General features: G+C 65.1%; 21 protein-coding genes and 1 tRNA gene. All 22 read right to left on the bottom strand.

Translation table 11 applies throughout. From position 1 onward, the window contains the following. Entirely contained in the window at positions 1–306 is a 306-nt protein-coding gene (locus AC3A6B_RS15725) for a DUF2818 family protein (protein ID WP_126836764.1), read from the bottom strand. Positions 307–318: 12 nt separating this feature from the next. Then, positions 319–1,806 carry an NADH-quinone oxidoreductase subunit NuoN gene (nuoN, locus tag AC3A6B_RS15720; RefSeq protein ID WP_487837611.1) on the bottom strand — a complete coding sequence of 496 codons (1,488 nt, stop codon included), beginning with the start codon at positions 1,804–1,806 and terminating at the stop codon, positions 319–321. Between the two features lie 24 nt (positions 1,807–1,830). Further along, positions 1,831–3,309, bottom strand: coding sequence for an NADH-quinone oxidoreductase subunit M (locus AC3A6B_RS15715; RefSeq protein WP_487837610.1), 1,479 nt, complete (start codon positions 3,307–3,309; stop codon positions 1,831–1,833). 27 nt (positions 3,310–3,336) lie between these two features. Next, a complete protein-coding gene (gene nuoL, locus AC3A6B_RS15710; RefSeq protein ID WP_487837609.1) occupies positions 3,337–5,373 on the bottom strand; it encodes an NADH-quinone oxidoreductase subunit L in 2,037 nt (678 codons plus the stop codon). Positions 5,374–5,382: 9 nt separating this feature from the next. Beyond that, complete coding sequence (gene nuoK / locus AC3A6B_RS15705; RefSeq protein ID WP_086922746.1) at positions 5,383–5,691, bottom strand: NADH-quinone oxidoreductase subunit NuoK; 309 nt, start codon at positions 5,689–5,691, stop codon at positions 5,383–5,385. Then, positions 5,688–6,335, bottom strand: coding sequence for an NADH-quinone oxidoreductase subunit J (locus AC3A6B_RS15700; protein WP_214692663.1), 648 nt, complete (start codon positions 6,333–6,335; stop codon positions 5,688–5,690). The genes nuoK and AC3A6B_RS15700 overlap by 4 nt, the downstream gene beginning before the upstream one ends. Positions 6,336–6,374: 39 nt before the next feature. Next, positions 6,375–6,893: an NADH-quinone oxidoreductase subunit NuoI gene (gene nuoI, locus AC3A6B_RS15695; protein WP_093102433.1), complete on the bottom strand. Its 519-nt coding sequence runs from the start codon at positions 6,891–6,893 to the stop codon at positions 6,375–6,377. Positions 6,894–6,904: 11 nt separating this feature from the next. Further along, a complete protein-coding gene (gene nuoH, locus AC3A6B_RS15690) occupies positions 6,905–7,981 on the bottom strand; it encodes an NADH-quinone oxidoreductase subunit NuoH (RefSeq protein WP_487837608.1) in 1,077 nt (358 codons plus the stop codon). Then, a complete protein-coding gene (gene nuoG / locus AC3A6B_RS15685; RefSeq protein WP_487837607.1) occupies positions 7,978–10,131 on the bottom strand; it encodes an NADH-quinone oxidoreductase subunit NuoG in 2,154 nt (717 codons plus the stop codon). Before nuoG ends, nuoH begins: the two co-directional genes overlap by 4 nt. Before the next feature lie 4 nt (positions 10,132–10,135). Continuing rightward, positions 10,136–11,509: an NADH-quinone oxidoreductase subunit NuoF gene (gene nuoF / locus AC3A6B_RS15680; RefSeq protein WP_487837606.1), complete on the bottom strand. Its 1,374-nt coding sequence runs from the start codon at positions 11,507–11,509 to the stop codon at positions 10,136–10,138. Continuing rightward, positions 11,509–12,033, bottom strand: coding sequence for an NADH-quinone oxidoreductase subunit NuoE family protein (locus AC3A6B_RS15675; RefSeq protein ID WP_487837605.1), 525 nt, complete (start codon positions 12,031–12,033; stop codon positions 11,509–11,511). Before AC3A6B_RS15675 ends, nuoF begins: the two co-directional genes overlap by 1 nt. 8 nt (positions 12,034–12,041) lie before the next feature. Beyond that, on the bottom strand, positions 12,042–13,295 hold the full coding sequence (locus AC3A6B_RS15670; protein WP_487837604.1) for an NADH-quinone oxidoreductase subunit D: 1,254 nt from the start codon (positions 13,293–13,295) through the stop codon (positions 12,042–12,044). 7 nt (positions 13,296–13,302) lie between these two features. Continuing rightward, positions 13,303–13,911 carry an NADH-quinone oxidoreductase subunit C gene (locus AC3A6B_RS15665; protein ID WP_214692652.1) on the bottom strand — a complete coding sequence of 203 codons (609 nt, stop codon included), beginning with the start codon at positions 13,909–13,911 and terminating at the stop codon, positions 13,303–13,305. 13 nt (positions 13,912–13,924) lie between these two features. Further along, a complete protein-coding gene (locus AC3A6B_RS15660; RefSeq protein WP_021008163.1) occupies positions 13,925–14,404 on the bottom strand; it encodes a NuoB/complex I 20 kDa subunit family protein in 480 nt (159 codons plus the stop codon). A 15-nt stretch (positions 14,405–14,419) separates the two neighbouring features. Next, positions 14,420–14,779, bottom strand: a complete 360-nt coding sequence (locus AC3A6B_RS15655) for an NADH-quinone oxidoreductase subunit A (RefSeq protein WP_028248911.1) — start codon at positions 14,777–14,779, stop codon at positions 14,420–14,422. A gap of 57 nt (positions 14,780–14,836) precedes the next feature. Further along, positions 14,837–14,921 (bottom strand) — tRNA-Leu (locus AC3A6B_RS15650). 119 nt (positions 14,922–15,040) lie between these two features. Further along, positions 15,041–15,472, bottom strand: a complete 432-nt coding sequence (gene secG / locus AC3A6B_RS15645; RefSeq protein ID WP_487837603.1) for a preprotein translocase subunit SecG — start codon at positions 15,470–15,472, stop codon at positions 15,041–15,043. Between the two features lie 39 nt (positions 15,473–15,511). Next, entirely contained in the window at positions 15,512–16,264 is a 753-nt protein-coding gene (tpiA, locus tag AC3A6B_RS15640; protein WP_487837602.1) for a triose-phosphate isomerase, read from the bottom strand. A gap of 11 nt (positions 16,265–16,275) precedes the next feature. Next, entirely contained in the window at positions 16,276–17,274 is a 999-nt protein-coding gene (locus tag AC3A6B_RS15635) for an NAD(P)H-quinone oxidoreductase (RefSeq protein ID WP_487837601.1), read from the bottom strand. A gap of 80 nt (positions 17,275–17,354) precedes the next feature. Next, positions 17,355–19,646 carry a polyribonucleotide nucleotidyltransferase gene (gene pnp / locus AC3A6B_RS15630; RefSeq protein ID WP_487837600.1) on the bottom strand — a complete coding sequence of 764 codons (2,292 nt, stop codon included), beginning with the start codon at positions 19,644–19,646 and terminating at the stop codon, positions 17,355–17,357. 205 nt (positions 19,647–19,851) lie between these two features. Continuing rightward, entirely contained in the window at positions 19,852–20,118 is a 267-nt protein-coding gene (rpsO, locus tag AC3A6B_RS15625; protein ID WP_007837783.1) for a 30S ribosomal protein S15, read from the bottom strand. Between the two features lie 152 nt (positions 20,119–20,270). After that, positions 20,271–21,428, bottom strand: coding sequence for a pyridoxal phosphate-dependent aminotransferase (locus AC3A6B_RS15620; RefSeq protein ID WP_487837599.1), 1,158 nt, complete (start codon positions 21,426–21,428; stop codon positions 20,271–20,273). Between the last annotated feature and the right edge of the window lie 8 nt (positions 21,429–21,436).

The following is a 21,436-nucleotide window of genomic DNA, read 5'->3' as shown; positions in this document are numbered from 1 at the left end:
TCATTTCCGATGCTTGAGCAGATAGCGCCAGGTGAAGCCGGGGAAGGCCAGCACGATGAAGAGCGCACCGGTGACGGCGTAGAACTCCCACCCCTGCGACGCGATCTGGCCGGCGCGGCGCTCGAAAAGGAGGCCGACGCCGCCGGCCACGAAATAGAGAAGCAGGAGTTCGGCCAGTCGCAGGCCCAGCGACTTGGTGCGCGCGGACAGCGGCACCAGCCCGAACAGCCGTTCGTTGACGAAGGGCAGATTGGCCGCCGCCAGGGCCACCAGCAGCACGACCCAGATCGATGCGCCCTGCGACACCTAGGATGAAGCCTAGTTCGCCAGCGTGGCCACGATGGCCTGCGCGCAGAGCGTCATGAGGCCACCCGGCACGATGCCGAGGACCAGGATCAGCGCGCCGTTGACGGTCAGCACGGCCCGCACGTCCCGCGGCGCAGACACCGTGCTCGCGGTGACCGGCGCATCGAAGTACATGACCTTGACCACGCGGATGTAATAGAAGGCGCCGATCAGCGACATCACGACCGCGACCACGGCCAGCGCGATGTAGATGCCCTGCCCCGACGCGATCAGCGCCTGCAGCACGGCCAGCTTGGCATAGAAGCCGACCAGCGGCGGAATGCCCGCGAGCGAGAACATGGCCACCGCCATCACGCCGGCATAGAGCGGGCTGCGCTGGTTGAGGCCGGCGAGGTCGGTGATCTCCTCGCTCTCGAAGCCTTCGCGCGCCAGGAGCAGGATGATGCCGAAGCTCGCCAGCGTCGTGAGCACGTAGGTCACGATGTAGAACATCGAGGCGCTGTAGGCGAACTGCGCGTTGTAGGTGTTGTTGTTGACCACGCCCGCCACCAGGCCCAGCAGCATGAAGCCCATCTGCGCGATGGTCGAATAGGCCAGCATGCGCTTGAGGTTGGTCTGCGCGATGGCCGCGAGGTTGCCGACCAGGAGCGACGCGATGGCGAGCAAGGCGAGCATCTGCTGCCAGTCGATCGCGAGCGGCAGCAGGCCTTCCACCAGCAGGCGGATGATGATCGCGAAGGCGGCGAGCTCCGGCGCCGCGCCGATCATCAGCGTGACGGCGGTCGGCGCGCCCTGGTAGACATCGGGCACCCACATGTGGAAAGGCGCCGCACCGACCTTGAAAGCCAGGCCGGCGACGATGAACACCAGGCCGAACACCAGCACCTGGTGGTTGACCTTGCGGCTGGCGATGGCCTTGAACACCTCGTTAATGTCGAGCGAACCGGTCGCGCCGTACATCATCGACATGCCGTAGAGCAGGAAGCCGCTGGCCATGGCGCCGAGCACGAAGTACTTCATCGCCGCTTCGCTGGCCACTGCGTTGTCGCGCCTGAGCGCGACCAGCGCGTAGCTCGACAGCGTGAGCAGCTCGAGCCCGAGGTAGATCAGGAGGAAGTTGCTGCCCGAGATCATCACGAAGATGCCGAGCAAGGCGAACATGCTCAGCGTGAACATCTCGCCGCCCTTCAGCATGCCGCGGTCGGCCGCATAGGGCCGTCCGTAGACCAGCGTGACCATCAGCGCCAGCGTGGCGAAGCACTTGAGCCAGTTGCCCATCGGATCGCTCACCACCATGCCGGCGAAGCCGTAGTGGGTCTTGCCCTCGCTCGCCTGGAGCGCGGTGAGGAAGGCCACCACGGCAAGCGTGAGCAGCGTCAGCACGTAGGTGCGCGTGCGGTGCGTGCTGGTGGTGGACAGATCGACCAGCGCGATGATGCAGGCCATGACCAGCAGCACCGCCTCGGGATAGATCGTCATCCAGCTGAGTTTGTCAATCATCTCGTTCTCTTGTTCAGCTTGGACTCATTGAGGCAGCTTGGGCGTCGCCACGTGGCGCAGCAGTTCCGCCACCGAGGCGTTCGTCACGTCGGTGAAGGGCTTGGGGTAGATGCCCATCCACAGCACCGCGGCCGCCAGCAAAGCCAGCATTAGGAATTCGCGCGCATTGATGTCGCTCAGTTCCTTCACATGGTCGTTGCCCACCGGCCCGAGGTAGACGCGCTTGTACATCCACAGCGTGTAGGCGGCGCCGAAGATCAGCGCCGTGGAGGCACCCAGGCCGAGCCAGAAGTTGGCCTTGACCGCGCCGAGGATCACCATCCATTCGCCGACGAAGCCGGCGGTGGCGGGCAGGCCGCAATTGGCCATGGCGAACAGCAGCGCGAAGGCCGCGAACTTGGGCATGGTGTTGACCACGCCGCCATAGTCGGCGATCTGGCGCGAATGCACGCGGTCGTAGAGCACGCCGATGCAAAGGAACATCGCGCCCGAGACGAAGCCGTGCGCGATCATCTGCACGATGCCGCCCGACACGCCGAGATCGTTGAAGATGAAGAAGCCCAGCGTCACGAAGCCCATGTGCGCCACGGACGAATAGGCCACCAGCTTCTTCATGTCCTGCTGCACCAGCGCCACCAGGCCGACGTAGATCACCGCGATCAGCGACAGGCCGATCATGAGCCAGGCCCATTCGTGCGCGGCATCGGGCGCGATCGGCATCGAGAACCGCAGGAAGCCGTAGGCGCCGAGCTTCAGCATGATCGCGGCCAGCACAGCCGAGCCGCCCGTGGGCGCCTCGACGTGCACGTCGGGCAGCCAGGTGTGGACCGGCCACATCGGCACCTTGACCGCGAAGGCCGCGAAGAAGGCGAAGAACAGGAAGGTCTGCGCGCCCGCGGGAAGCGGCAGCTTGTGCCAGCTCAGGATGTCGAAGCTGCCGCCCGACTTGTTGTACAGGTAGATCAGCGCGACCAGCATCAGCAGCGAGCCGAGCAGCGTGTAGATGAAGAACTTGAAGGCCGCGTAGATCTTGTTGGGACCGCCCCAGATGCCGATGATCAGGTACATCGGGATCAGCGTGGCTTCGAAGAAGACGTAGAACAGGATGCCGTCGAGCGCCGAGAAGGAGCCGATCATGAGGCCCGAGAGAATCAGGAAGGCGCCCATGTACTGGTTGACGCGCTCGGTGATCACCTCCCACGCGGAGATCACCACGATCACCGTGATGAAGGCCGTCAGGAGCACCAGCCACAGCGACAGGCCGTCGAGACCGACGTGGTAGTGGATGCTGAAGCGCTCGATCCAGCTTCCCTTCTCGACGAACTGCATCGCGGCGGTTCCGTTCTCGAAGCGCGTGTACAGCGGAATGGTGACCAGGAAGCTCGCGATCGAACCGACCAGCGCCATCCAGCGCACGCCGTTCGCATGCTCGTCTTTACCGAAGGCCAACAGCGCGGCGCCGAACGCGATCGGCACCCAGATGGCAAGGCTCAACAAACCCATTTTTGTTTTATCTCCGGCGCTTTGCGCTTACCTGTTGAACCAGACGAAGTACGTCATGAGGAGGAAGATGCCCATCAGCATCGCGAATGCGTAGTGGTAGATGTAGCCGGACTGCATCCAGCGCATGACGCCGGCGACGCGGCCGATCGCCTTCCATGAGCCGTCGACGATGGCACCGTCGATGACCCCCTGGTCCCCGCCCTTCCAGAGGCCGGTGCCCAGCGCGCGCGTGCCGCGCGCGATGAGATGCTCGTTGATCCAGTCCATGTAGTACTTGTTGTCGAGCAGCCGATGGACGGGGCCGAAGGCGCGCTTGATCGCCGCCGGCAGCGCCGGATTGACGAGGTACATGTACCAGGCCATCACCACGCCGGCCAGGGCGAGCCAGAACGGCGCGGCGGTGAGGCCGTGCAGGGCCATCGCCATCGGGCCGTGGAAGGCTTCGGCCAGCTCCTTCATCGCGTGGTGCTTGCTCTCGTCGACGATGATTGCGTCCTTGAAGAAGCCGCCGTAGAGCATCGGATCGATCGTCATGTAGCCGATCACGACCGAGGGAATGGCCAGCAGCACCAGCGGCAGCCAGACCACCCAGGGCGACTCGTGCGGCACGCTGTGATCGTGGTGGTGGCCGTGCGGATCCGGCTCCGCATCGTCGCCGTGGTGATTGTTCTCGGGATTCTGGTCGTAGCGCTCCTTGCCGTGGAACACCATGAAATACATGCGGAACGAATAGAAGGCGGTGACGAACACGCCAGCCAGCACCGCCCAGTACGCGAAGCCGGCGCCCCAGAGGTGGCTTTCGTGCACGGCTTCGATGATGCTGTCCTTGGAATAGAAGCCCGCGAACAGCGGCGTGCCGATCAGCGCCAGCGAACCCACCAGCGAGGTGATCCAGGTGATCGGCATGTACTTGCGCACGCCGCCCATCCAGCGGATGTCCTGGTTGTGGTGCATGCCGATGATCACCGAGCCGGCGCCGAGGAACAGCAGCGCCTTGAAGAAGGCATGCGTCATCAGGTGGAACACGGCGACGGAGTACGCCGAGGCGCCGAGTGCCACGGTCATGTAGCCGAGCTGCGAGAGCGTCGAGTAGGCGACCACGCGCTTGATGTCGTTCTGGATGATGCCCAGGAAGCCCATGAAGAGCGCGGTGATGGCGCCGATCACGAGCACGAAGGAAAGCGCCGTGTCGCTGAGCTCGAACAGCGGCGACATGCGCGCCACCATGAAGATGCCGGCCGTCACCATGGTCGCCGCATGGATCAGCGCCGAGATCGGGGTCGGGCCTTCCATCGAATCGGGCAGCCAGACGTGCAGCGGGAACTGCGCGCTCTTGCCCATCGCGCCGATGAACAGGCAGATGCAGATCACGGTGATCAGCATCCACTCGGTGCCGGGGAAGCTCAGCTTGGCGAGCGCGTCGGCCTTGGCGAAGGCTTCGGCGTAGTTCAGCGTGCCGGCATAGGCGGCGATCAGCCCGATGCCGAGGATGAAGCCGAAGTCGCCCACGCGGTTGACCAGGAAGGCCTTGAGGTTGGCGAAGATCGCGCTCGGCCTGTTGTACCAGAAGCCGATCAGCAGGTAGGACACCAGGCCCACAGCTTCCCAGCCGAAGAACAGCTGCAGCATGTTGTTGCTCATCACGAGCATCAGCATCGAGAAGGTGAAAAGCGAGATGTAGGCGAAGAAGCGGTTGTAGCCCTCGTCTTCCTCCATGTAGCCGATGGTGTAGATGTGCACCATCAGCGAGACGAAGGTCACGACGCACATCATCATCGCGGTGAGGCCGTCGACCAGGAAGCCGACTTCCATCCTGAGGCCGCCGACCACCATCCATTCGTAGATGGTGGCGTTGAAACGGGCGCCGTCGGCCACCACGCTCTTGAGCGTCATGGCCGAGATCACGAAGGAGATGAAGACGCCGAGGATGGTCAGCGAATGGGTGATGCGGCGGCCGATGTGGTTGCCGCCGAACTTGGTGCCGAACAGGCCGGCCAGGACGGAGCCGACCAGGGGCGCCAGCGGCACGGCCAGCAGTGCGGATGCGGAAAGTGTTGCGCTCATATGTCAGTCCTAGCCCTTGAGCGCGTTGAGTTCGTCGACGTTGATGTTCGACTTGTTGCGGAACAAGAGGACCAGCAGCGCCAGCCCGATGGCCGACTCGGCCGCGGCCACGGTCAGGATGAAGAACACGAAGATCTGGCCGTGCATGTCGCCCAGGAAGTACGAGAAGGCGACGAAGTTCACGTTGACCGCAAGCAGCATCAGCTCGATGCACATCAAAAGCACGATCAGGTTCTTGCGGTTGAGGAAGATGCCGATCACCGAGAGCGCGAAAAGCATCGCACCCAGCGAGAGGAAATGTCCGAGCGTGAGCGTCATGCCTTGGTCTCCCCGGCTGCCGGTGTTTCTGGAGCCACAGGCGGCGCCGCGCGCGTGACGGGCATCTGCACGATGCGCACGCGGTCGCGCGCCTTCACGCGCACCTGGTCGGCCGGGTTCACGTACTTGCTGTCCTTGCGGGTGCGCAGCGTGAGCGCGATGGCCGCGACGATGGCGACCAGCAGGATGACGGCAGCGATCTCCAGCGGGTAGAGGTATTCGGTGTAGAGCAGCTTGCCGAGCTCGAGCGTGTTGGAAGTGCCGGGGCCGGAGGCCATGGCGGTCTTCGGTTCGGCGAGGCGGAAGCCGCCCATCAGCACCGCGGCCATTTCGAGCGCGATCAGCGCGCCGACGCCGGCTGCGAGCGGAAAGTGCTTCCAGAAGCCCTCGCGCAGCGCATCGACGTTGATGTCGAGCATCATCACGACGAACAGGAACAGCACCATCACCGCGCCGACGTAGACGAGCACCAGCGAGATCGCCAGGAACTCGGCGCGCAGCAGCAGCCAGATGGCCGATGCCTGGAAGAATGCAAGCACCAGGTAGAGCGCAGCGTACACGGGGTTGCGCGCGGTGATGACACGGAAGGCCGCGAAAAGCAGCACCGCGGCAAACAGATAGAATAGGCCGGTCTTGACGTCCATGGATCGGGTTCGTTTTTGTGAGGTTCGGGCCGTGCCGCCTCAGCGGTACTTGGCATCCGCCGCCTTGTTGGCAGCGATTTCTTTTTCGTAGCGGTCGCCCACGGCCAGCAGCATGTCCTTGGTGAAGTACAGGTCGCCGCGCTTCTCGCCGTGGTATTCGAAGATGTGGGTCTCGACGATGGAGTCGACCGGACAGCTCTCTTCGCAGAAGCCGCAGAAGATGCACTTGGTCAGGTCGATGTCGTAGCGCGTGGTGCGGCGCGAGCCGTCGTCGCGCACGTCCGATTCGATCGTGATCGCAAGCGCCGGGCAGACTGCCTCGCAGAGCTTGCACGCGATGCAGCGCTCCTCGCCGTTCTCGTAGCGGCGCAGCGCATGCAGGCCGCGGAAGCGCGGCGACAGCGGCGTCTTCTCTTCGGGAAACTGCACGGTGATCTTGCGGCTGAAGGCGTACTTGCCGGTGAGCGCCAGGCCCTTGAACAACTCGACCAGCATGAAGCTGGACAGGAAGTCCTTGAGCGAGAACGGCGCCGGCGAGGTTGCGGTGTGCGCAGACATGGCGATTCCAGTTATTTCCAGATGTTGTACGGGGTCTGCATCCAGGCGCCGACCACCACCAGCCACACGAGCGTGACCGGAATGAAGATCTTCCAGCCGAGCCGCATGATCTGGTCGTAGCGGAAGCGCGGGAAGGTCGAGCGGACCCACAGGAACATCGTGACCACGACGAAGGTCTTGATGCCCAGCCAGATCCAGCCCGGGATGAAGCCGAGGAAGTCGAAGGGAGGCAGCCAGCCGCCGAGGAACAGCACGGCGCACAGGATCGAGACCAGCCACATGTTGGCGTACTCGGCCAGGAAGAACATCGCGAAGCTCATGCCCGAGTACTCGATCATGTGGCCGGCGACGATTTCCGATTCGCCTTCCACCACGTCGAAGGGATGGCGGTTGGTTTCGGCCAGGCCCGAGATGAAGTAGACGAGGAAGATCGGCAGCAGCGACAGCCAGTTCCACGACAGGAAGCCGATGCCCATCGAGGCGAAATGCCCCTTGCCCTGCCCCATCACGATGTCGGTCATGTTGAGGCTGGCCGAGACCATGAGCACGACGACGAAGCAGAAGCCCATCGCGATCTCGTAGCTGACCATCTGGGCCGAGGCGCGCAACGCGCCGAGGAAGGCGTACTTCGAGTTCGAGGCCCAGCCCGCGATGATCACGCCGTAGACCTCCAGCGAAGTGATGGCCATGACGAACAGCAGGCCGGCATTGATGTTGGCCAGCGCGACGTCGGGACCGAACGGGATCACGGCCCAGGCGGCCAGCGCCGGCATGATGGTCATGATCGGGCCGAGCAGGAACAGGCCCTTGTTCGCGACCGTGGGCAGGATGATTTCCTTGGTCAGGAGCTTGAGCGCGTCGGCGATGGGTTGCAGCAAGCCCAGGGGGCCGATGCGGTTGGGGCCGAGGCGGATCTGCGTGAAGCCGATGGCCTTGCGCTCCCACAGCGTGAGGTAGGCCACCGCGCCCATCAGCGGCAGCACCACGACGACGATCTTGATCAGGGTCCAGATCACCGGCCAGGCGAGGCCGGTCCACCAGTGCGCCGCGACCAGGCCCTGGCCGAAGCCGTGCAGGGTGTCGATCATGCGAGCACCTCCTGCGCGGCGGCATTGCGAACCCCGCGAGCGTCCGCGGTCAGCTGCAGCGACGGCGCGCGGCGAACGATGGAATCGAGCTGGTAGATGCCGGCAACCGCCGGCGGCGTGGCATGAGACGCGCGTTCACCGTCGAAGCGGGCCGCAGTGGCGTTGCTCAGCTTGTCGGCCGGCACGCTGGCGCCTGCGCCGATGTCGGCCAGCACCTCGGCCGTCGATTCGAAGGAGAAGCCCGAAAGGCCCAGCAGGTTGGCCAGCACGCGCAGCACCTTCCAAGCCGGGCGTGTTTCGCCCAGCGGCTTCACGACCGCATGGAAACTCTGCACGCGGCCCTCCGCGTTGACGAAGGTGCCCGGCGTTTCGGTGAAAGGCGCGATCGGCAGCAGCACGTCGCTGAATTCGAGGTTGGCCTTGAAGGGGCTCAGCGTCACGACCATCTGGGCGTGCGTGAGCGCGTCGGCCGCGGCGGCACCGGCGGCCGAGTCGAACACCGGTTCGGTATTGAGCAACAGCACCGCCTTGAGCGCGCCGCGAAGCATCTCTCCTGCATTCAGCCCGCCTTCGGCGGGCAGCGCGCCGACTAGCTGCGCGCCGACCGTGTTGGCGGCCTCGGTGAGATAGCCGACGCTGGCCCCGGTCTGGGCGCCGATCCAGTTCGCCAGCGCCAGCAACGTGCCGGCTTCGGCATGGTGAGCGGCCGCATTGCCGAGCAGGATGGCCTTGCGCTCGCCGCCAAGCAGCGACGCCGCGATGGCCTTGGCAGCATCACCGGGCGCATCGCTGCCGGCCACCGGCGCCGCGGCGCCGGTGCTGGCGGCCACGGCGCCGGCGATCTCGGCCAGCGCGTCCACCCAGTCCTGTGCCGGCACGCGCACGGCATTCGCCACCGGCATGGCCCAGGCTTCATCATCGGCCAGCAGATCGGGCGAGGTCAGCGCGCTCAGCTCGCCTCCCTTGCGCACCGCCTGGCGAATGCGCTGCGCAAACAGCGGATGATCCTTGCGAAGGTTGCTGCCGATCACGAGCGCGCGCTGCAGTTGCGACAGCGATGCGATCGAGGTGCCGAGCCAGCGCACGCCTTCGAAGGCGTTGAACTCGGCGTTGCGCAGGCGGTAGTCGATGTTGCCGCTGCCCAGGCCGTGCGTCAGCAGCTTGGCCAGGTGCAGTTCTTCGAGCGTGCTGTGCGGGCTCGCGAGCGTACCGATGCTCTGCACGCCGTGGTCGGCCTTGATCTGCTTCAGGCCGTTGGCCACGTATTCGAGCGCGGTCTGCCAGTCGACCTGCTGCCACTGGCCGCCCTGCTTCAGCATGGGCTGGGTCAGGCGCTCGGGACCGTTCAGTGCCTCGTACGAAAAGCGGTCGCGGTCGGCGATCCAGCATTCGTTGACGTCTTCGTTCTCGAGCGGCACCACGCGCATCACGCGGTTGTTCTTGACCTGGACGATCAGGTTGGCGCCGGTCGAATCGTGCGGGCTCACCGACTTGCGGCGCGAGAGCTCCCAGGTGCGGGCGCTGTAGCGGAAGGGCTTGCTCGTGAGCGCACCCACCGGGCAGAGGTCGATCATGTTGCCCGAGAGCTCGGAGTCCACCGAATCGCCGAGGAAGGTCTCGATCTCGGCATGCTCGCCGCGATGCGACATGCCGAGCTCCATCACGCCGGCCACTTCCTGGCCGAAGCGCACGCAGCGCGTGCAATGGATGCAGCGGCTCATCTCTTCCATGCTGATGAGCGGGCCCACGTCCTTGTGGAAGACCACGCGCTTTTCTTCTTCGTAGCGCGAGGACGAGCCGCCGTAGCCGACGGCCAGGTCCTGCAGTTGGCATTCGCCGCCCTGGTCGCAGATCGGGCAATCGAGCGGATGGTTGATCAGCAGGAACTCCATCACCGACTGCTGGGCCTTGATCGCCTTGTCGCTCTTGGTGCGCACGATCATGCCCTGCGTCACCGGCGTGGCGCAGGCCGGCATGGGCTTGGGCGCCTTCTCGACGTCGACCAGGCACATGCGGCAATTGGCCGCGATGCTGAGCTTCTTGTGATAGCAGAAGTGCGGGATATAGGTGCCCGCCTTGTCGGCCGCATGCATGATCATGCTGCCTTCGACGATTTCGACCTTCTTGCCGTCGAGTTCGATTTCGATCATGTGTTTAAGCGCTCCGCGCTTCTTTGCTCACCCTCTCCCCCTGGGAGAGGGCCGGGGTGAGGGCGTCCTTGGCAATCAAGGCCTCGAACTCGTGACGGAAGTGCTTGATCATGGCGCGCACCGGCATCGCGGCCGCGTCGCCGAGCGCGCAGATGGTGCGGCCCTGGATGTTGTCGGCCACCGAATTGAGCAGCTCCATGTCGCTCGGCTTGCCGTGGCCGTTGTGGATGCGGTCCACCACGCGCCAGAGCCAGCCCGTGCCTTCGCGGCACGGCGTGCACTGGCCGCAGGACTCGTGCATGTAGAAGTACGAGAGACGCTTGAGCGACTCGACCATCGAACGGCTGTCGTCCATCACGATCACCGCGCCCGAGCCCAGCATCGAGCCGGCCTTGGCGATGGAGTCGTAGTCCATCGTGCACTCCATCATGATCGAGGCCGGCAGCACCGGCGCAGACGAACCGCCGGGAATCACGGCCTTGAGCTGGCGCCCCTTGCGCACGCCGCCTGCGAGCTCGAGCAGCTTCGAGAACGGCGTGCCCATCGGCACTTCGTAGTTGCCGGGCAATTCGACGTCGCCGCTGACCGAATAGATCTTCGTGCCGCCGTTGTTCGGCTTGCCGCATTCCAGATACGCCGGGCCACCGTTGACGATGATCCACGGCACCGCCGCGAAGGTCTCGGTATTGTTGATGGTGGTCGGCTTGCCGTAGAGGCCGAAGCTGGCCGGGAACGGCGGCTTGAAACGCGGCTGCCCCTTCTTGCCTTCCAGCGACTCGAGCAAGGCGGTTTCCTCGCCGCAGATATAGGCGCCAAAGCCGTGGGACGCATGCAGCTGGAAGTTGAAGCTGCTGCCGAGGATGCCGTCGCCCAAATAGCCGGCGGCGCGCGCTTCTTCCAATGCTTCCTCGAAACGATCGTAGGTCTGGAAGATCTCGCCGTGAATGTAGTTGTAGCCCACGCTGATGCCCATCGCATAGGCGGCGATGGCCATGCCCTCGATCACGATGTGTGGGTTGAACTGCAGGATGTCGCGGTCCTTGCAGGTGCCTGGCTCGCCCTCGTCCGAGTTGCAGACCAGGTACTTCTGGCCCGGGAACTGGCGCGGCATGAAGCTCCACTTGAGGCCGGTCGGGAAGCCCGCGCCGCCGCGGCCGCGCAGGCCCGAGGCCTTGACCTCGGCGATCACCTGCTCGGGCGTCATGCCTTCGGCGAGGATCTTGCGCAGCGCCTTGTAGCCGCCGCGCGCTTCGTAGTCGGCCAGGCGCCAGTTGGTGCCGTCGAGGCCGGCATAGATCTGCGGCTCGATGTGGCGGTTGTGAAAGCAGGTCTGGACGCCGGTGGCCTGGAACTGCGAAAGCACTTGCTCGGGCGTCATCATTGCGCGCCCTCCGGCGTCGAGGTACGCAGGCCGTCGATCAGCTGATCGAGCTTCTCGTTGCTCATGAAGCTGCACATGGTGCGGTCGTTGACCAGCATCACCGGCGAATCGGCGCAGGCGCCGAGGCACTCGCTCTGCTGGAGGGTGAACATGCCGTCCGGCGTGGTCTCGCCCATGTGGATGCCGAGCTTCTTCTCGAGATGGGCCAGCGCCACCGCGCCGTCGCGCAGCTGGCACGGCAGGTTGGTGCAGACGTTGAGCTTGAACTTGCCCACCGGCCGCTGGTTGTACATGTTGTAGAAGGTCGTGACCTCGTGCACCGCGATCGGCGCCATGCCGAGGTACGCGGCGATCTCGCGCTCGCGCTGCACGCTGACGAAGCCTTCGTCCTTCTGCACGATCGCGAGGCAGGCCATCACGGCCGACTGCCTGCCTGCCGGCGGGTACTTGGCGACCTCGCGCGCAAAAAGCTCCAGCGTGGCGGCCGAAAGCGGCGCCTGGTTGCTGCTGTGGGTGGTCATTCGTTCGCTCACCTGTCGATCTCGCCGAACACGATGTCCATGGTGCCAATCACCGCGACCGCGTCGGCAATCATGTGGCCGCGCGACATCTCGTCGAGCGCCGCCAGATGCGGGAAGCCCGGTGCGCGGATCTTCAGCCGGTAGGGCTTGTTGGCGCCATCGCTCACGAGATAGATGCCGAACTCGCCCTTGGGATGCTCGACGGCGGCATAGGCCTCGCCTTCGGGCACATGGAAGCCTTCGGTGAAGAGCTTGAAATGGTGGATCAGCTCCTCCATGTTGGCCTTCATCGATTCGCGCGCCGGCGCAGCCACCTTGTGGTTGTCGGTGATCACCGGGCCCGGGTTGGCGCGCAGCCAGGCCGAGCACTGCTGGATGATGCGGTTGGCCTGGCGCATTTCCTCGACGCGCACGAGGTAGCGGTCGTAGCAGTCGCCGGTCTTGCCGATCGGAATGTCGAATTCCATCTGATCGTAGACGTCGTAGGGCTGCTTCTTGCGCAGATCCCATTCGACGCCCGAGCCCCGCAGCATCGGGCCCGTGAAGCCGAGGTTCAGCGCGCGCTCGGGCGTCACCACGCCGATACCGACGGTGCGCTGCTTCCAGATGCGGTTGTCGGTGAGCAGCGTCTCGTACTCGTCGACCATCTTCGGGAAGCGCTTGCAGAAATCGTCGATGAAGTCGAGCAGCGAGCCGCGGCGGTTTTCGTTCAGGCGCTCGATCGCCTTCGCGTTCTTGATCTTGCTGACCTTGTACTGCGGCATCGCATCCGGCAGGTCGCGGTAGACGCCGCCCGGACGGAAGTAGGCCGCGTGCATGCGCGCGCCCGAGACCGCCTCGTACATGTCGAACAGGTCTTCGCGCTCGCGGAAGCAGTAGATGAGCATGTTCATCGCACCGCAGTCCAGCCCGTGCGCGCCCAGCCACAGCAGGTGGTTCAGGAGGCGCGTGATCTCGGCGAACATCACGCGGATGTACTGCGCGCGGATCGGCACGTCGAGGCCCATGAGCCGCTCGATCGCAAGGCAGTACGCGTGCTCGTTGCTCATCATCGAGACGTAGTCGAGCCGGTCCATGTAGGGCAGCGACTGGATGTAGGTGCGCGTCTCGGCGAGCTTCTCGGTCGCGCGGTGCAAGAGGCCGATGTGCGGATCGGCGCGCTGGATGACTTCACCGTCGAGCTCGAGCACCAGGCGCAGCACGCCGTGCGCTGCGGGGTGCTGGGGTCCGAAGTTCAGCGTGTAGTTCTTGATTTCGGCCATATCGGTTTCAGTGCAATCCGCCGTAGTTGTCTTCGCGAATCACGCGCGGCGTGATCTCGCGCGGCTCGATCGAGACCGGCTGGTAGATCACGCGCTTCTGCTCCGCGTCGTAGCGCATCTCGACATGGCCCGACACCGGGAAGTCCTTGCGGAACGGGTGACCGATGAAGCCGTAGTCGGTCAGGATGCGGCGCAGGTCGTCATGGCCTTCGAACACGATGCCATAGAGGTCGAAGGCTTCGCGCTCGAACCAGCCGGCGGCGTTCCAGATGCCGGTCAGCGAATCGATCACCGGCAGGTCTTCGTTGGGCACGAACACCTTGAGGCGCACGCGCTGGTTGAGGCTCACGGAAAGCAGGTGCGTCACCACGCAGAAGCGCTCGCCCTCCCACTCGCCTTCGCGGTAGTCGGAGTAATCGAGGCCGCAAAGGTCGATCAGCTGCTCGAAGCGGCAGCCTGGCGCATCGCGCAGCAGGGTCGCGGCTTCCAGATAGTCGGCCGCGCCGACCACCACCGTCACTTCGCCGAGCGCGAGCGTGACGCTCTTGGCCTTGGGGCCGAGCGTTTCGGTGATCTGGGTCTGCAGTGCCTCGGGAGAAATGGCAAAGTCGGTCATCGTCTTTCGCTTCTCAGGCACGCGCGATCGTGTTGGTGCGGCGGATCTTCTGCTGCAGCTGGATGATTCCGTAGAGCAGCGCCTCGGCGGTCGGCGGGCAGCCCGGCACATAGACGTCGACCGGCACGATGCGGTCGCAGCCGCGCACGACCGAGTAGCTGTAGTGGTAGTAGCCGCCGCCGTTGGCGCAGGAGCCCATCGACAGCACCCAGCGGGGCTCGGGCATCTGGTCGTAGACCTTGCGCAGCGCCGGCGCCATCTTGTTGCACAGCGTGCCGGCCACGATCATCAGATCGGATTGGCGCGGGCTCGGGCGAAACAGCATGCCGAAGCGGTCGATGTCGTAACGCGCGGCACCCGCGTGCATCATTTCCACGGCACAGCAGGCCAGACCGAAAGTCATCGGCCACAGTGATCCGGTCTTGGCCCAGTTCACCACCGAGTCGTAGGTGGTGGTGACGAAGCCTTCCTTCATGACGCCTTCAATGGCCATTTTGCGGATTCCTTGTCATTCCCAGTCGAGCGCGCCCTTTTTCCACTCGTAGACGAAGCCCACGACGAGGATGGCGAGAAAAATCATCATGGCCCAGAAGCCGACCGGACCGATTTCCTTGAGCGCGATCGCCCACGGGAAGAGAAAGGCGATCTCGAGGTCGAAAAGAATGAAGAGAATCGCCACGAGGTAGTAGCGCACGTCGAACTTCATGCGCGCGTCTTCGAAGGCTTCGAAGCCGCATTCGTAGGGCGAATTCTTTTGAGCGTCGGGCCGGTTGGGGCCGAGGATGTAACCGAGAACCTGCGGTGCGACGCCGACACCGACTCCGACCAGGATGAACAACAGGACGGGAAGGTAGGAATCGAGGTTCATCGGGGTCTTTTACCGCTTGACGCCGACAGGAAGATGAAGCTTCCTGCCGACGAGATTTGGTGCGGTCGGCGAGACTCGAACTCGCACAGCTTTCGCCACTACCCCCTCAAGATAGCGTGTCTACCAATTTCACCACGACCGCGGTTTTGTGTGTCCGGATGGCATGAGGAACCCGAGAGGGTTTTGGCTTTCCGGACAGCTTTAGAGTTTACCCTGAAATGAAGTCGTTTTCGCTCGGCGACCGCATCGAAAACGACAGGATCACTTGGTCGGGATCTGCGCAGCGCCCGAAGCCGGTGCAGCAGGTGCCGATGCCGGTGCATCCGCGCCGGGTGCCGCAGCAGGTGCGTTGCCCGAAGGAATCTGCGATGCCGGGCCCGAAGGTGCGGGGGCAGGCGCCGGCGCTGGCGCGCCGATCGCGGCGCGCTCGAGCAGGCTGCCGCCGCCCGTCGGCCGGGCATGGCTGAAGTAGGCAAGCAGCAAGGTGCAGGCGAAGAACACGGCGGCAAGAACGCCGGTGGTGCGCGAAAGGAAGTTCGCGCTGCCGCTGGCGCCGAACAGGCTGCCCGCACTGCCGCTGCCGAAGGCGGCACCCATGTCGGCACCCTTGCCGTGCTGGATCAGGATCAGGCCGATCATCGCGAGTGCGGTGAGCATCTGTACGCCCACCAGGATATTGAGGACCACGTTCATTCGTTCTAACTCCTAAATTCGTTCGCGGCTGCGCTGGTCTCAGCGTGCCGCGGCAATGATCTGCAAAAAGTCGGGCGCCTTCAGCGAGGCCCCGCCGATCAGCCCGCCGTCGATGTCGGACTGGGCCAGCAGCTCGGCCGCGTTGGCGGCGTTCATGCTGCCGCCGTAGAGGATGCGAATGCCTGCCGCGTGTTCGCTCGCCGCGTGGTGCAGTTGCGCACGCAGCACGGCGTGCACCGCCTGCGCCTGCTCGGGCGTCGCGGTCTTGCCGGTGCCGATGGCCCAGACGGGCTCGTAGGCCACCACGATCTCGCTGATGCAGTGGCCATTGATATGGATCACCGCGGCGAGCTGGCGCTTGACGACCTCCTCGGTCTGCCCTGCCTCGCGCTGCGCCAGCGTTTCGCCCACACAGACGATGGGCGTGATGCCGTTCGCGAGCGCGGCGGCCGTCTTGGCTGCCACCCCTTCGTCCGTCTCGCCGTGGTACTGCCGGCGCTCCGAATGACCCACGATCGCGTAGCGGACGCCGAAATCCTTCAGCATCGCCGCCGATTGCTCGCCGGTGAATGCGCCTTGCGGCTGGGCCGATACATCCTGCGCACCCAATGCGATCGGCGACCCGGCGACGAGCGCCTGCACCTGCGCCAGGTAGGGTGCCGGAACGCACACCGCGACATCACACGAAGGCGTGCCGACGCCCTGCAGCAGCGCCTTCACCAGCGCCTCGTTGGCCGCGAGGCTGCCGTTCATCTTCCAGTTGCCGGCGATGAGTTTTTTCTTCGTCGTCATGTCTGTCCCGTTCACCAGGTCAGCACGATCTTGCCGATGTGCTGGTTCGATTCCATCAAGGCATGAGCCTGCGCCGCGCCGCTGGGCTCGCCCTGTGCGGCGAAGGTGCTGTGGATCACCGGCTTGACGGCGCCGCTTTCGAGCAGCGGCCAGACCTTTTCGCGCAAGGACTTCGCGATCGCGCCCTTGAATGCGACCGGCCGCGGACGCAGGGTCGAACCCGTGATCGTGAGCCGGCGCCGCAGCACCAGGCCGGCATTGAATTCGCTCTTCGTGCCGCCCTGCACCGCGATGATCACGAGCCGGCCGTCTTCGGCCATGCACTCGATCTCGCGCGGAACGTAGGCGCCGGCCACCATGTCGAGCACCACGTCGACGCCCTTGCCGCCGGTGAGGCGCTTGACCTCTTCGACAAAATCGGAGGTCTTGTAGTTGATCGCGTGGTCGGCGCCGAGCTTCTTGCAGGCGTCGCACTTGTCGTCGCTGCCGGCCGTCACGATCACCGTCGCGCCGAAGGCCTTGCCGAGCTGGATGGCCGTGACGCCGATGCCGCTCGAGCCGCCCTGGATCATGAGCGTCTCGCCGTTCTGCAGGCGCGCACGGTCGAACACGTTGCTCCACACGGTGAAGAAGGTTTCGGGCAGGGTCGCTGCCTCCGCATCGCTCCATCCCTTGGGCACCGGCAGGCACTGGGCCACCGGCGCCACGCAGAGCTCCGCATAGCCGCCGCCCGCGATCAGCGCGCACACGCGGTCGCCGACCGCAAGCCCGGCCTCGTGCATCGCCGCGGCATCGCCCGAAACGATCTCGCCCGCGACCTCGAGCCCCGGCAGATCCGAAGCGCCCGGCGGCACCGGATAGTTGCCGGTGCGCTGGAGCACGTCGGGACGGTTCACGCCGCTCGCGGCCACGCGAATCAGCAATTCGCCCGCACCCGCGACCGGCGCGGGACGCTCGGCCACGCGCAGCACCTCGGGGGCGCCGTACGAAGTGATTTCAATGGCTTTCATTCTTTTCTCCGCTGCAGCGCCCGCCCCTCACGAGCGGACGCACGGTGAACTGACGGCAAAGGCGTCACCGCCCTTGCCTCTCAGGCCTGGCGGTCGCCGCCGTTGGGCTCTTGCGGACGCTGGTCCTGTTCGACCGCCACTGCCTGCTCGCCGGCTTGCTCGCCGCGTTCGGCGTTGTCGAAGCGCGGTGCGCGCTCGCCGCGCGGCGGGCGATCGCCGCGCTCGCGACGCTCGCCGCGGTCTTCGCGCGGCGGGCGCTCGCTGTATTCCATGCCGGCCGGACGCTCGGTCAGCGCCTTCATGGACAGCTTGACGCGGCCCTTCTCGTCGGTCTCGAGCACCTTGACCTTCACGATCTGGCCTTCGCTCAGGTAGTCGGTCACCTTCTCGACGCGTTCGTGCGCGATCTGGCTGATGTGCAGCAGGCCGTCCTTGCCCGGCAGCAGGTTGATCAGCGCGCCGAAGTCGAGGATCTTGGTGACCGGGCCTTCATAGGTCTTGCCGATCTCGACTTCCGCCGTGATCTGCTCGATGCGCTTCTTGGCCTCTTCGGCCTTGGCCGGATCGGTCGAAGCGATGGTGATGGTGCCGTCTTCGTCGATGTTGATCTGCGTGCCGGTCTCTTCCGTCAGCGCCCGGATCACCGAGCCGCCCTTGCCGATCACGTCGCGGATCTTCTCGGGATTGATCTTCATCGTGAACAGGCGCGGCGCGAAGCTGGAGACTTCGGCCTTGGCTTCGCCCATCGCTTCCTGCATCTTGCCCAGGATGTGCATGCGCGCTTCCTTGGCCTGCGCCAGCGCGACCTGCATGATCTCCTTGGTGATGCCCTGGATCTTGATGTCCATCTGCAGCGCAGTGATGCCGTTGGTCGTGCCGGCCACTTTGAAGTCCATGTCGCCCAGGTGATCCTCGTCACCCAGGATGTCGGTCAGCACGGCGAAGCGGTTGTCTTCCTTGATCAGGCCCATCGCGATGCCGGCCACGTGCGCCTTCATCGGCACGCCGGCATCCATCATCGAGAGGCAACCGCCGCAGACCGAAGCCATCGACGAGGAGCCGTTCGACTCGGTGATTTCCGACACGACGCGGATCGTGTAGGGGAACTCTTCCTTGGTCGGCAGGCAGGCCACCAGGGCGCGCTTGGCGAGGCGGCCATGGCCGACTTCGCGGCGCTTGGTCGAGCCCATGCGGCCCACTTCGCCGGTGGCAAAGGGAGGCATGTTGTAGTGGAACAGGAAGCGGTCTTCGTACTCGCCGGCCAGCGCGTCGATGCGCTGCGCATCGCGCTCGGTGCCGAGCGTGGTCACGACCAGCGCCTGGGTTTCGCCGCGCGTGAACAGGGCCGAGCCGTGGGTGCGGGGCAACACGCCGTTGCGGATCTCGATGGGGCGCACAGTGCGCGTGTCGCGGCCGTCGATGCGCGGCTCGCCCGAGAGGATCTGGCTGCGCACGATCTTGGCTTCGATGTCGAACAGCAGGCCTTCGACCTTGGCGGCATCGAAGGGCTCGCCGCCATCCTTGAGCGCGGCCATCACGCCGGCGGTGGCTTCGCGCAGGGCCTGCGTGCGGGCCTGCTTGCTGCGGATCTGGTAGGCGGCGCGCAGCTTTTCCTCGGCCAGGCCGTTGACCTTGGCGATGAAGACTTCGTCCTTGGGGGCCGGCTGCCAGTCCCACACCGGCTTGCCGGCGTCGCGCACGAGTTCGTGGATCGCGTTGATCGCGATGTTGGCCTGCTCATGGCCGAACACCACGCCGCCGAGCATGATTTCCTCGCTCAGCTGCAGCGCTTCGGACTCGACCATCAGCACGGCCGCCTCGGTCCCGGCGACGACCAGGTCCATCTGCGAATCCTTGCGCTCGGTCTGGCCCGGGTTCAGCACGTACTGGCCGTTGATGTAGCCCACGCGCGCGGCCCCGATCGGGCCGCTGAAGGGAATGCCGGAGATCGACAGCGCGGCGCTCACGCCGATCATGGCGGCAATGTCGGCATCGACTTCGGGGTTGAGCGACAGCGTGTGGATCACCACGTGCACTTCGTTCAAGAAGCCTTCAGGGAACAGCGGACGGATCGGGCGGTCGATCAGGCGCGAGGTCAGCGTCTCGAGCTCGCTGGGCTTGGCTTCGCGCTTGAAGAAGCTGCCGGGGATCTTGCCGGCGGCATAGGTCTTCTCGATGTAGTCGACGGTCAGCGGGAAGAAGTCCTGGCCCGGCTTGGCGGTCTTGGAAGCGACCACGGTAGCCAGCACCACGGTGCCCTCGATGTCCACGATCACGGCGCCGCTGGCTTGGCGGGCGATTTCGCCGGTTTCCAGGACGACGGTCTTGCCGCCCCACTGGAAGGTCTTGGTGACTTTGTTGAAGAGGCTCATGTTTAGCTCCTGTTTTGATAGCGGGTTTGCTGTGGCAGTCACAGGTCCCGCGGGGCCGGAGCGCTTTCCAGAACACGATGCCATTCCAGAGAAATTCGAGGGGAACTTCGTTGGAATGACACAGCTTCGCTCTGTTTTGGCGGCTCCGAAGTAAAAAACGCCTGAGCTAGCGGACTAACCCAGGCGTTCTTGCATGCGATTCGGCTTACTTGCGCAGACCCAGCTTGGCGATCAGCGCGGTGTAGCGGTCGGCGTCCTTGGACTTGAGATAGTCCAGCAGTTTGCGGCGGCGGCTCACCATGCGCAGCAGGCCGCGGCGACCATGGTGGTCCTTGGCGTGCGTCTTGAAGTGCGGGGTGAGTTCGTTGATACGGGCGGTCAGCAGTGCGACTTGCACTTCGGGACTGCCGGTGTCATTGGCGGCGCGGGCGTTGTCCTTGACAACTTCCGCCTTGATGGAGGCTGCGATCATTTGATGATTTTCCTGTTCCGGGATGTTTGACTTGCGGCGGGCGCTGGAACTGCACCCGCCGTGCGCCTTGCGGCATGCAAAGCCTTGGGATTATAGCCCGCCCGGAGGCTTCGCGCACTTCGTGTCGTGCGCGCCCTCCTTCCTCCGGGGTGCTATCGGGCTGCCAGCCAGGTCTTGAGCCGCTCGACCCCCTGCACCAGGCGCTGCGGGTCCTTCGAGGCGAAGCACCAGCGCAGCCAGCCCTGCGCCTCGGGTGCGAAGGCGCTGCCCGGCGCGAGTCCGAGCCCGGCTTCGGCCACCAGGCGCTTGGCCAGCGCCAGTGAATCATCGAAGCCCTCGAGCCTGAAGAAGGCGTACATGCCGCCGCGCGCGGGCGCCACCTCGATGCCCGGAATGTCGGCGAGCAAGGGCACCAGCGTGTCGCGGCAGGCCTTGAGGTGGGCGACCACGCGCGGCGTGATTTCCTGGCTGTGGGCCAGCGCAGCGATGCCGGCACGTTGCGTGAACACGCTCGCGCAGGAGGTATTGAATTCGATCAGCTTGCCCATGCCATCCATCAGCGCCGGCGGCAGCACCAGCCAGCCCAGGCGCCAGCCGGTCATGAGAAAGCTCTTCGAAAAGCTGTGGGCGACGACGAGCCGGTCGTCCGGCGCCGAAATGTCGAGGAAGCTGGGTGCGCATCCCTTCGGCGTGGGGTCGAAGTACAGCCGCTCGTACACCTCGTCGGCCAGGATCCAGGTGCCGGTCCGCCGGCAATGATCGAGGATCGCCTGCTGCTCGGCGCGCGTCAGTGTCCAGCCGGTCGGGTTGTTCGGCGCATTGACGATGAGCAGCTTCGTCGCCGGGGTGATCGCGGCGCGCAACGCGTCGAGCTCGAGCGTCCATTGTCCTGCCTTCGGCACCAGCGGCACGGAACGCACGCGCGCGCCGAGGATCGCAGGTTGCGCCGTCAGGTTGGGCCACACGGGCGTGAGCGCCACCACCTCGTCGCCCGCATCGACCAGCGCCTGCGCCGCCAGCATCAGCGCGTTGACGCCGCCCGAGGTTATGGCGATGCGCGAGGCCTCGATCGCCGGGTGCAGGGCACTCATGTACTGCGCAACGGCCTCGCGCAATTCCGGCAGGCCCAGGTTGTGAGCGTAGAAGGTTTCTCCTTGTTGCAGCGAATCGATCGCCGCCTGGCGAATCACCTCGGGCGTCACTTCGTCGCTCTCGCCGAACCAGAAGGCCAGCACGTCGCTGCGGCCCAGGCCGGCGTTGGCAACCTCGCGGATCTTGGAGGCTTCGAGGTTGTGGATGGCTTCGCGCATCGGCTTGT

Source organism: Variovorax sp. Soil_C_33, from assembly GCF_057656935.1.
Note: the sequence above shows the minus strand (reverse complement) of the source record. Positions and strands in the feature narration are given on the sequence as shown.

What these genes read in the sequence shown, in the direction of transcription:
- nuoN (WP_487837611.1), bottom strand. Translation starts at nt 1,806, where the DNA reads ATGATTGACAAACTCAGCTGGATGACGATCTATCCCGAGGCGGTGCTG.
- AC3A6B_RS15715 (WP_487837610.1), bottom strand. Translation starts at nt 3,309, where the DNA reads ATGGGTTTGTTGAGCCTTGCCATCTGGGTGCCGATCGCGTTCGGCGCC.
- nuoL (WP_487837609.1), bottom strand. Translation starts at nt 5,373, where the DNA reads ATGAGCGCAACACTTTCCGCATCCGCACTGCTGGCCGTGCCGCTGGCG.
- nuoK (WP_086922746.1), bottom strand. Translation starts at nt 5,691, where the DNA reads ATGACGCTCACGCTCGGACATTTCCTCTCGCTGGGTGCGATGCTTTTC.
- AC3A6B_RS15700 (WP_214692663.1), bottom strand. Translation starts at nt 6,335, where the DNA reads ATGGACGTCAAGACCGGCCTATTCTATCTGTTTGCCGCGGTGCTGCTT.
- nuoI (WP_093102433.1), bottom strand. Translation starts at nt 6,893, where the DNA reads ATGTCTGCGCACACCGCAACCTCGCCGGCGCCGTTCTCGCTCAAGGAC.
- nuoH (WP_487837608.1), bottom strand. Translation starts at nt 7,981, where the DNA reads ATGATCGACACCCTGCACGGCTTCGGCCAGGGCCTGGTCGCGGCGCAC.
- nuoG (WP_487837607.1), bottom strand. Translation starts at nt 10,131, where the DNA reads ATGATCGAAATCGAACTCGACGGCAAGAAGGTCGAAATCGTCGAAGGC.
- nuoF (WP_487837606.1), bottom strand. Translation starts at nt 11,509, where the DNA reads ATGACGCCCGAGCAAGTGCTTTCGCAGTTCCAGGCCACCGGCGTCCAG.
- AC3A6B_RS15675 (WP_487837605.1), bottom strand. Translation starts at nt 12,033, where the DNA reads ATGACCACCCACAGCAGCAACCAGGCGCCGCTTTCGGCCGCCACGCTG.
- AC3A6B_RS15670 (WP_487837604.1), bottom strand. Translation starts at nt 13,295, where the DNA reads ATGGCCGAAATCAAGAACTACACGCTGAACTTCGGACCCCAGCACCCC.
- AC3A6B_RS15665 (WP_214692652.1), bottom strand. Translation starts at nt 13,911, where the DNA reads ATGACCGACTTTGCCATTTCTCCCGAGGCACTGCAGACCCAGATCACC.
- AC3A6B_RS15660 (WP_021008163.1), bottom strand. Translation starts at nt 14,404, where the DNA reads ATGGCCATTGAAGGCGTCATGAAGGAAGGCTTCGTCACCACCACCTAC.
- AC3A6B_RS15655 (WP_028248911.1), bottom strand. Translation starts at nt 14,779, where the DNA reads ATGAACCTCGATTCCTACCTTCCCGTCCTGTTGTTCATCCTGGTCGGA.
- secG (WP_487837603.1), bottom strand. Translation starts at nt 15,472, where the DNA reads ATGAACGTGGTCCTCAATATCCTGGTGGGCGTACAGATGCTCACCGCA.
- tpiA (WP_487837602.1), bottom strand. Translation starts at nt 16,264, where the DNA reads ATGACGACGAAGAAAAAACTCATCGCCGGCAACTGGAAGATGAACGGC.
- AC3A6B_RS15635 (WP_487837601.1), bottom strand. Translation starts at nt 17,274, where the DNA reads ATGAAAGCCATTGAAATCACTTCGTACGGCGCCCCCGAGGTGCTGCGC.
- pnp (WP_487837600.1), bottom strand. Translation starts at nt 19,646, where the DNA reads ATGAGCCTCTTCAACAAAGTCACCAAGACCTTCCAGTGGGGCGGCAAG.
- rpsO (WP_007837783.1), bottom strand. Translation starts at nt 20,118, where the DNA reads ATGATCGCAGCCTCCATCAAGGCGGAAGTTGTCAAGGACAACGCCCGC.
- AC3A6B_RS15620 (WP_487837599.1), bottom strand. Translation starts at nt 21,428, where the DNA reads ATGCGCGAAGCCATCCACAACCTCGAAGCCTCCAAGATCCGCGAGGTT.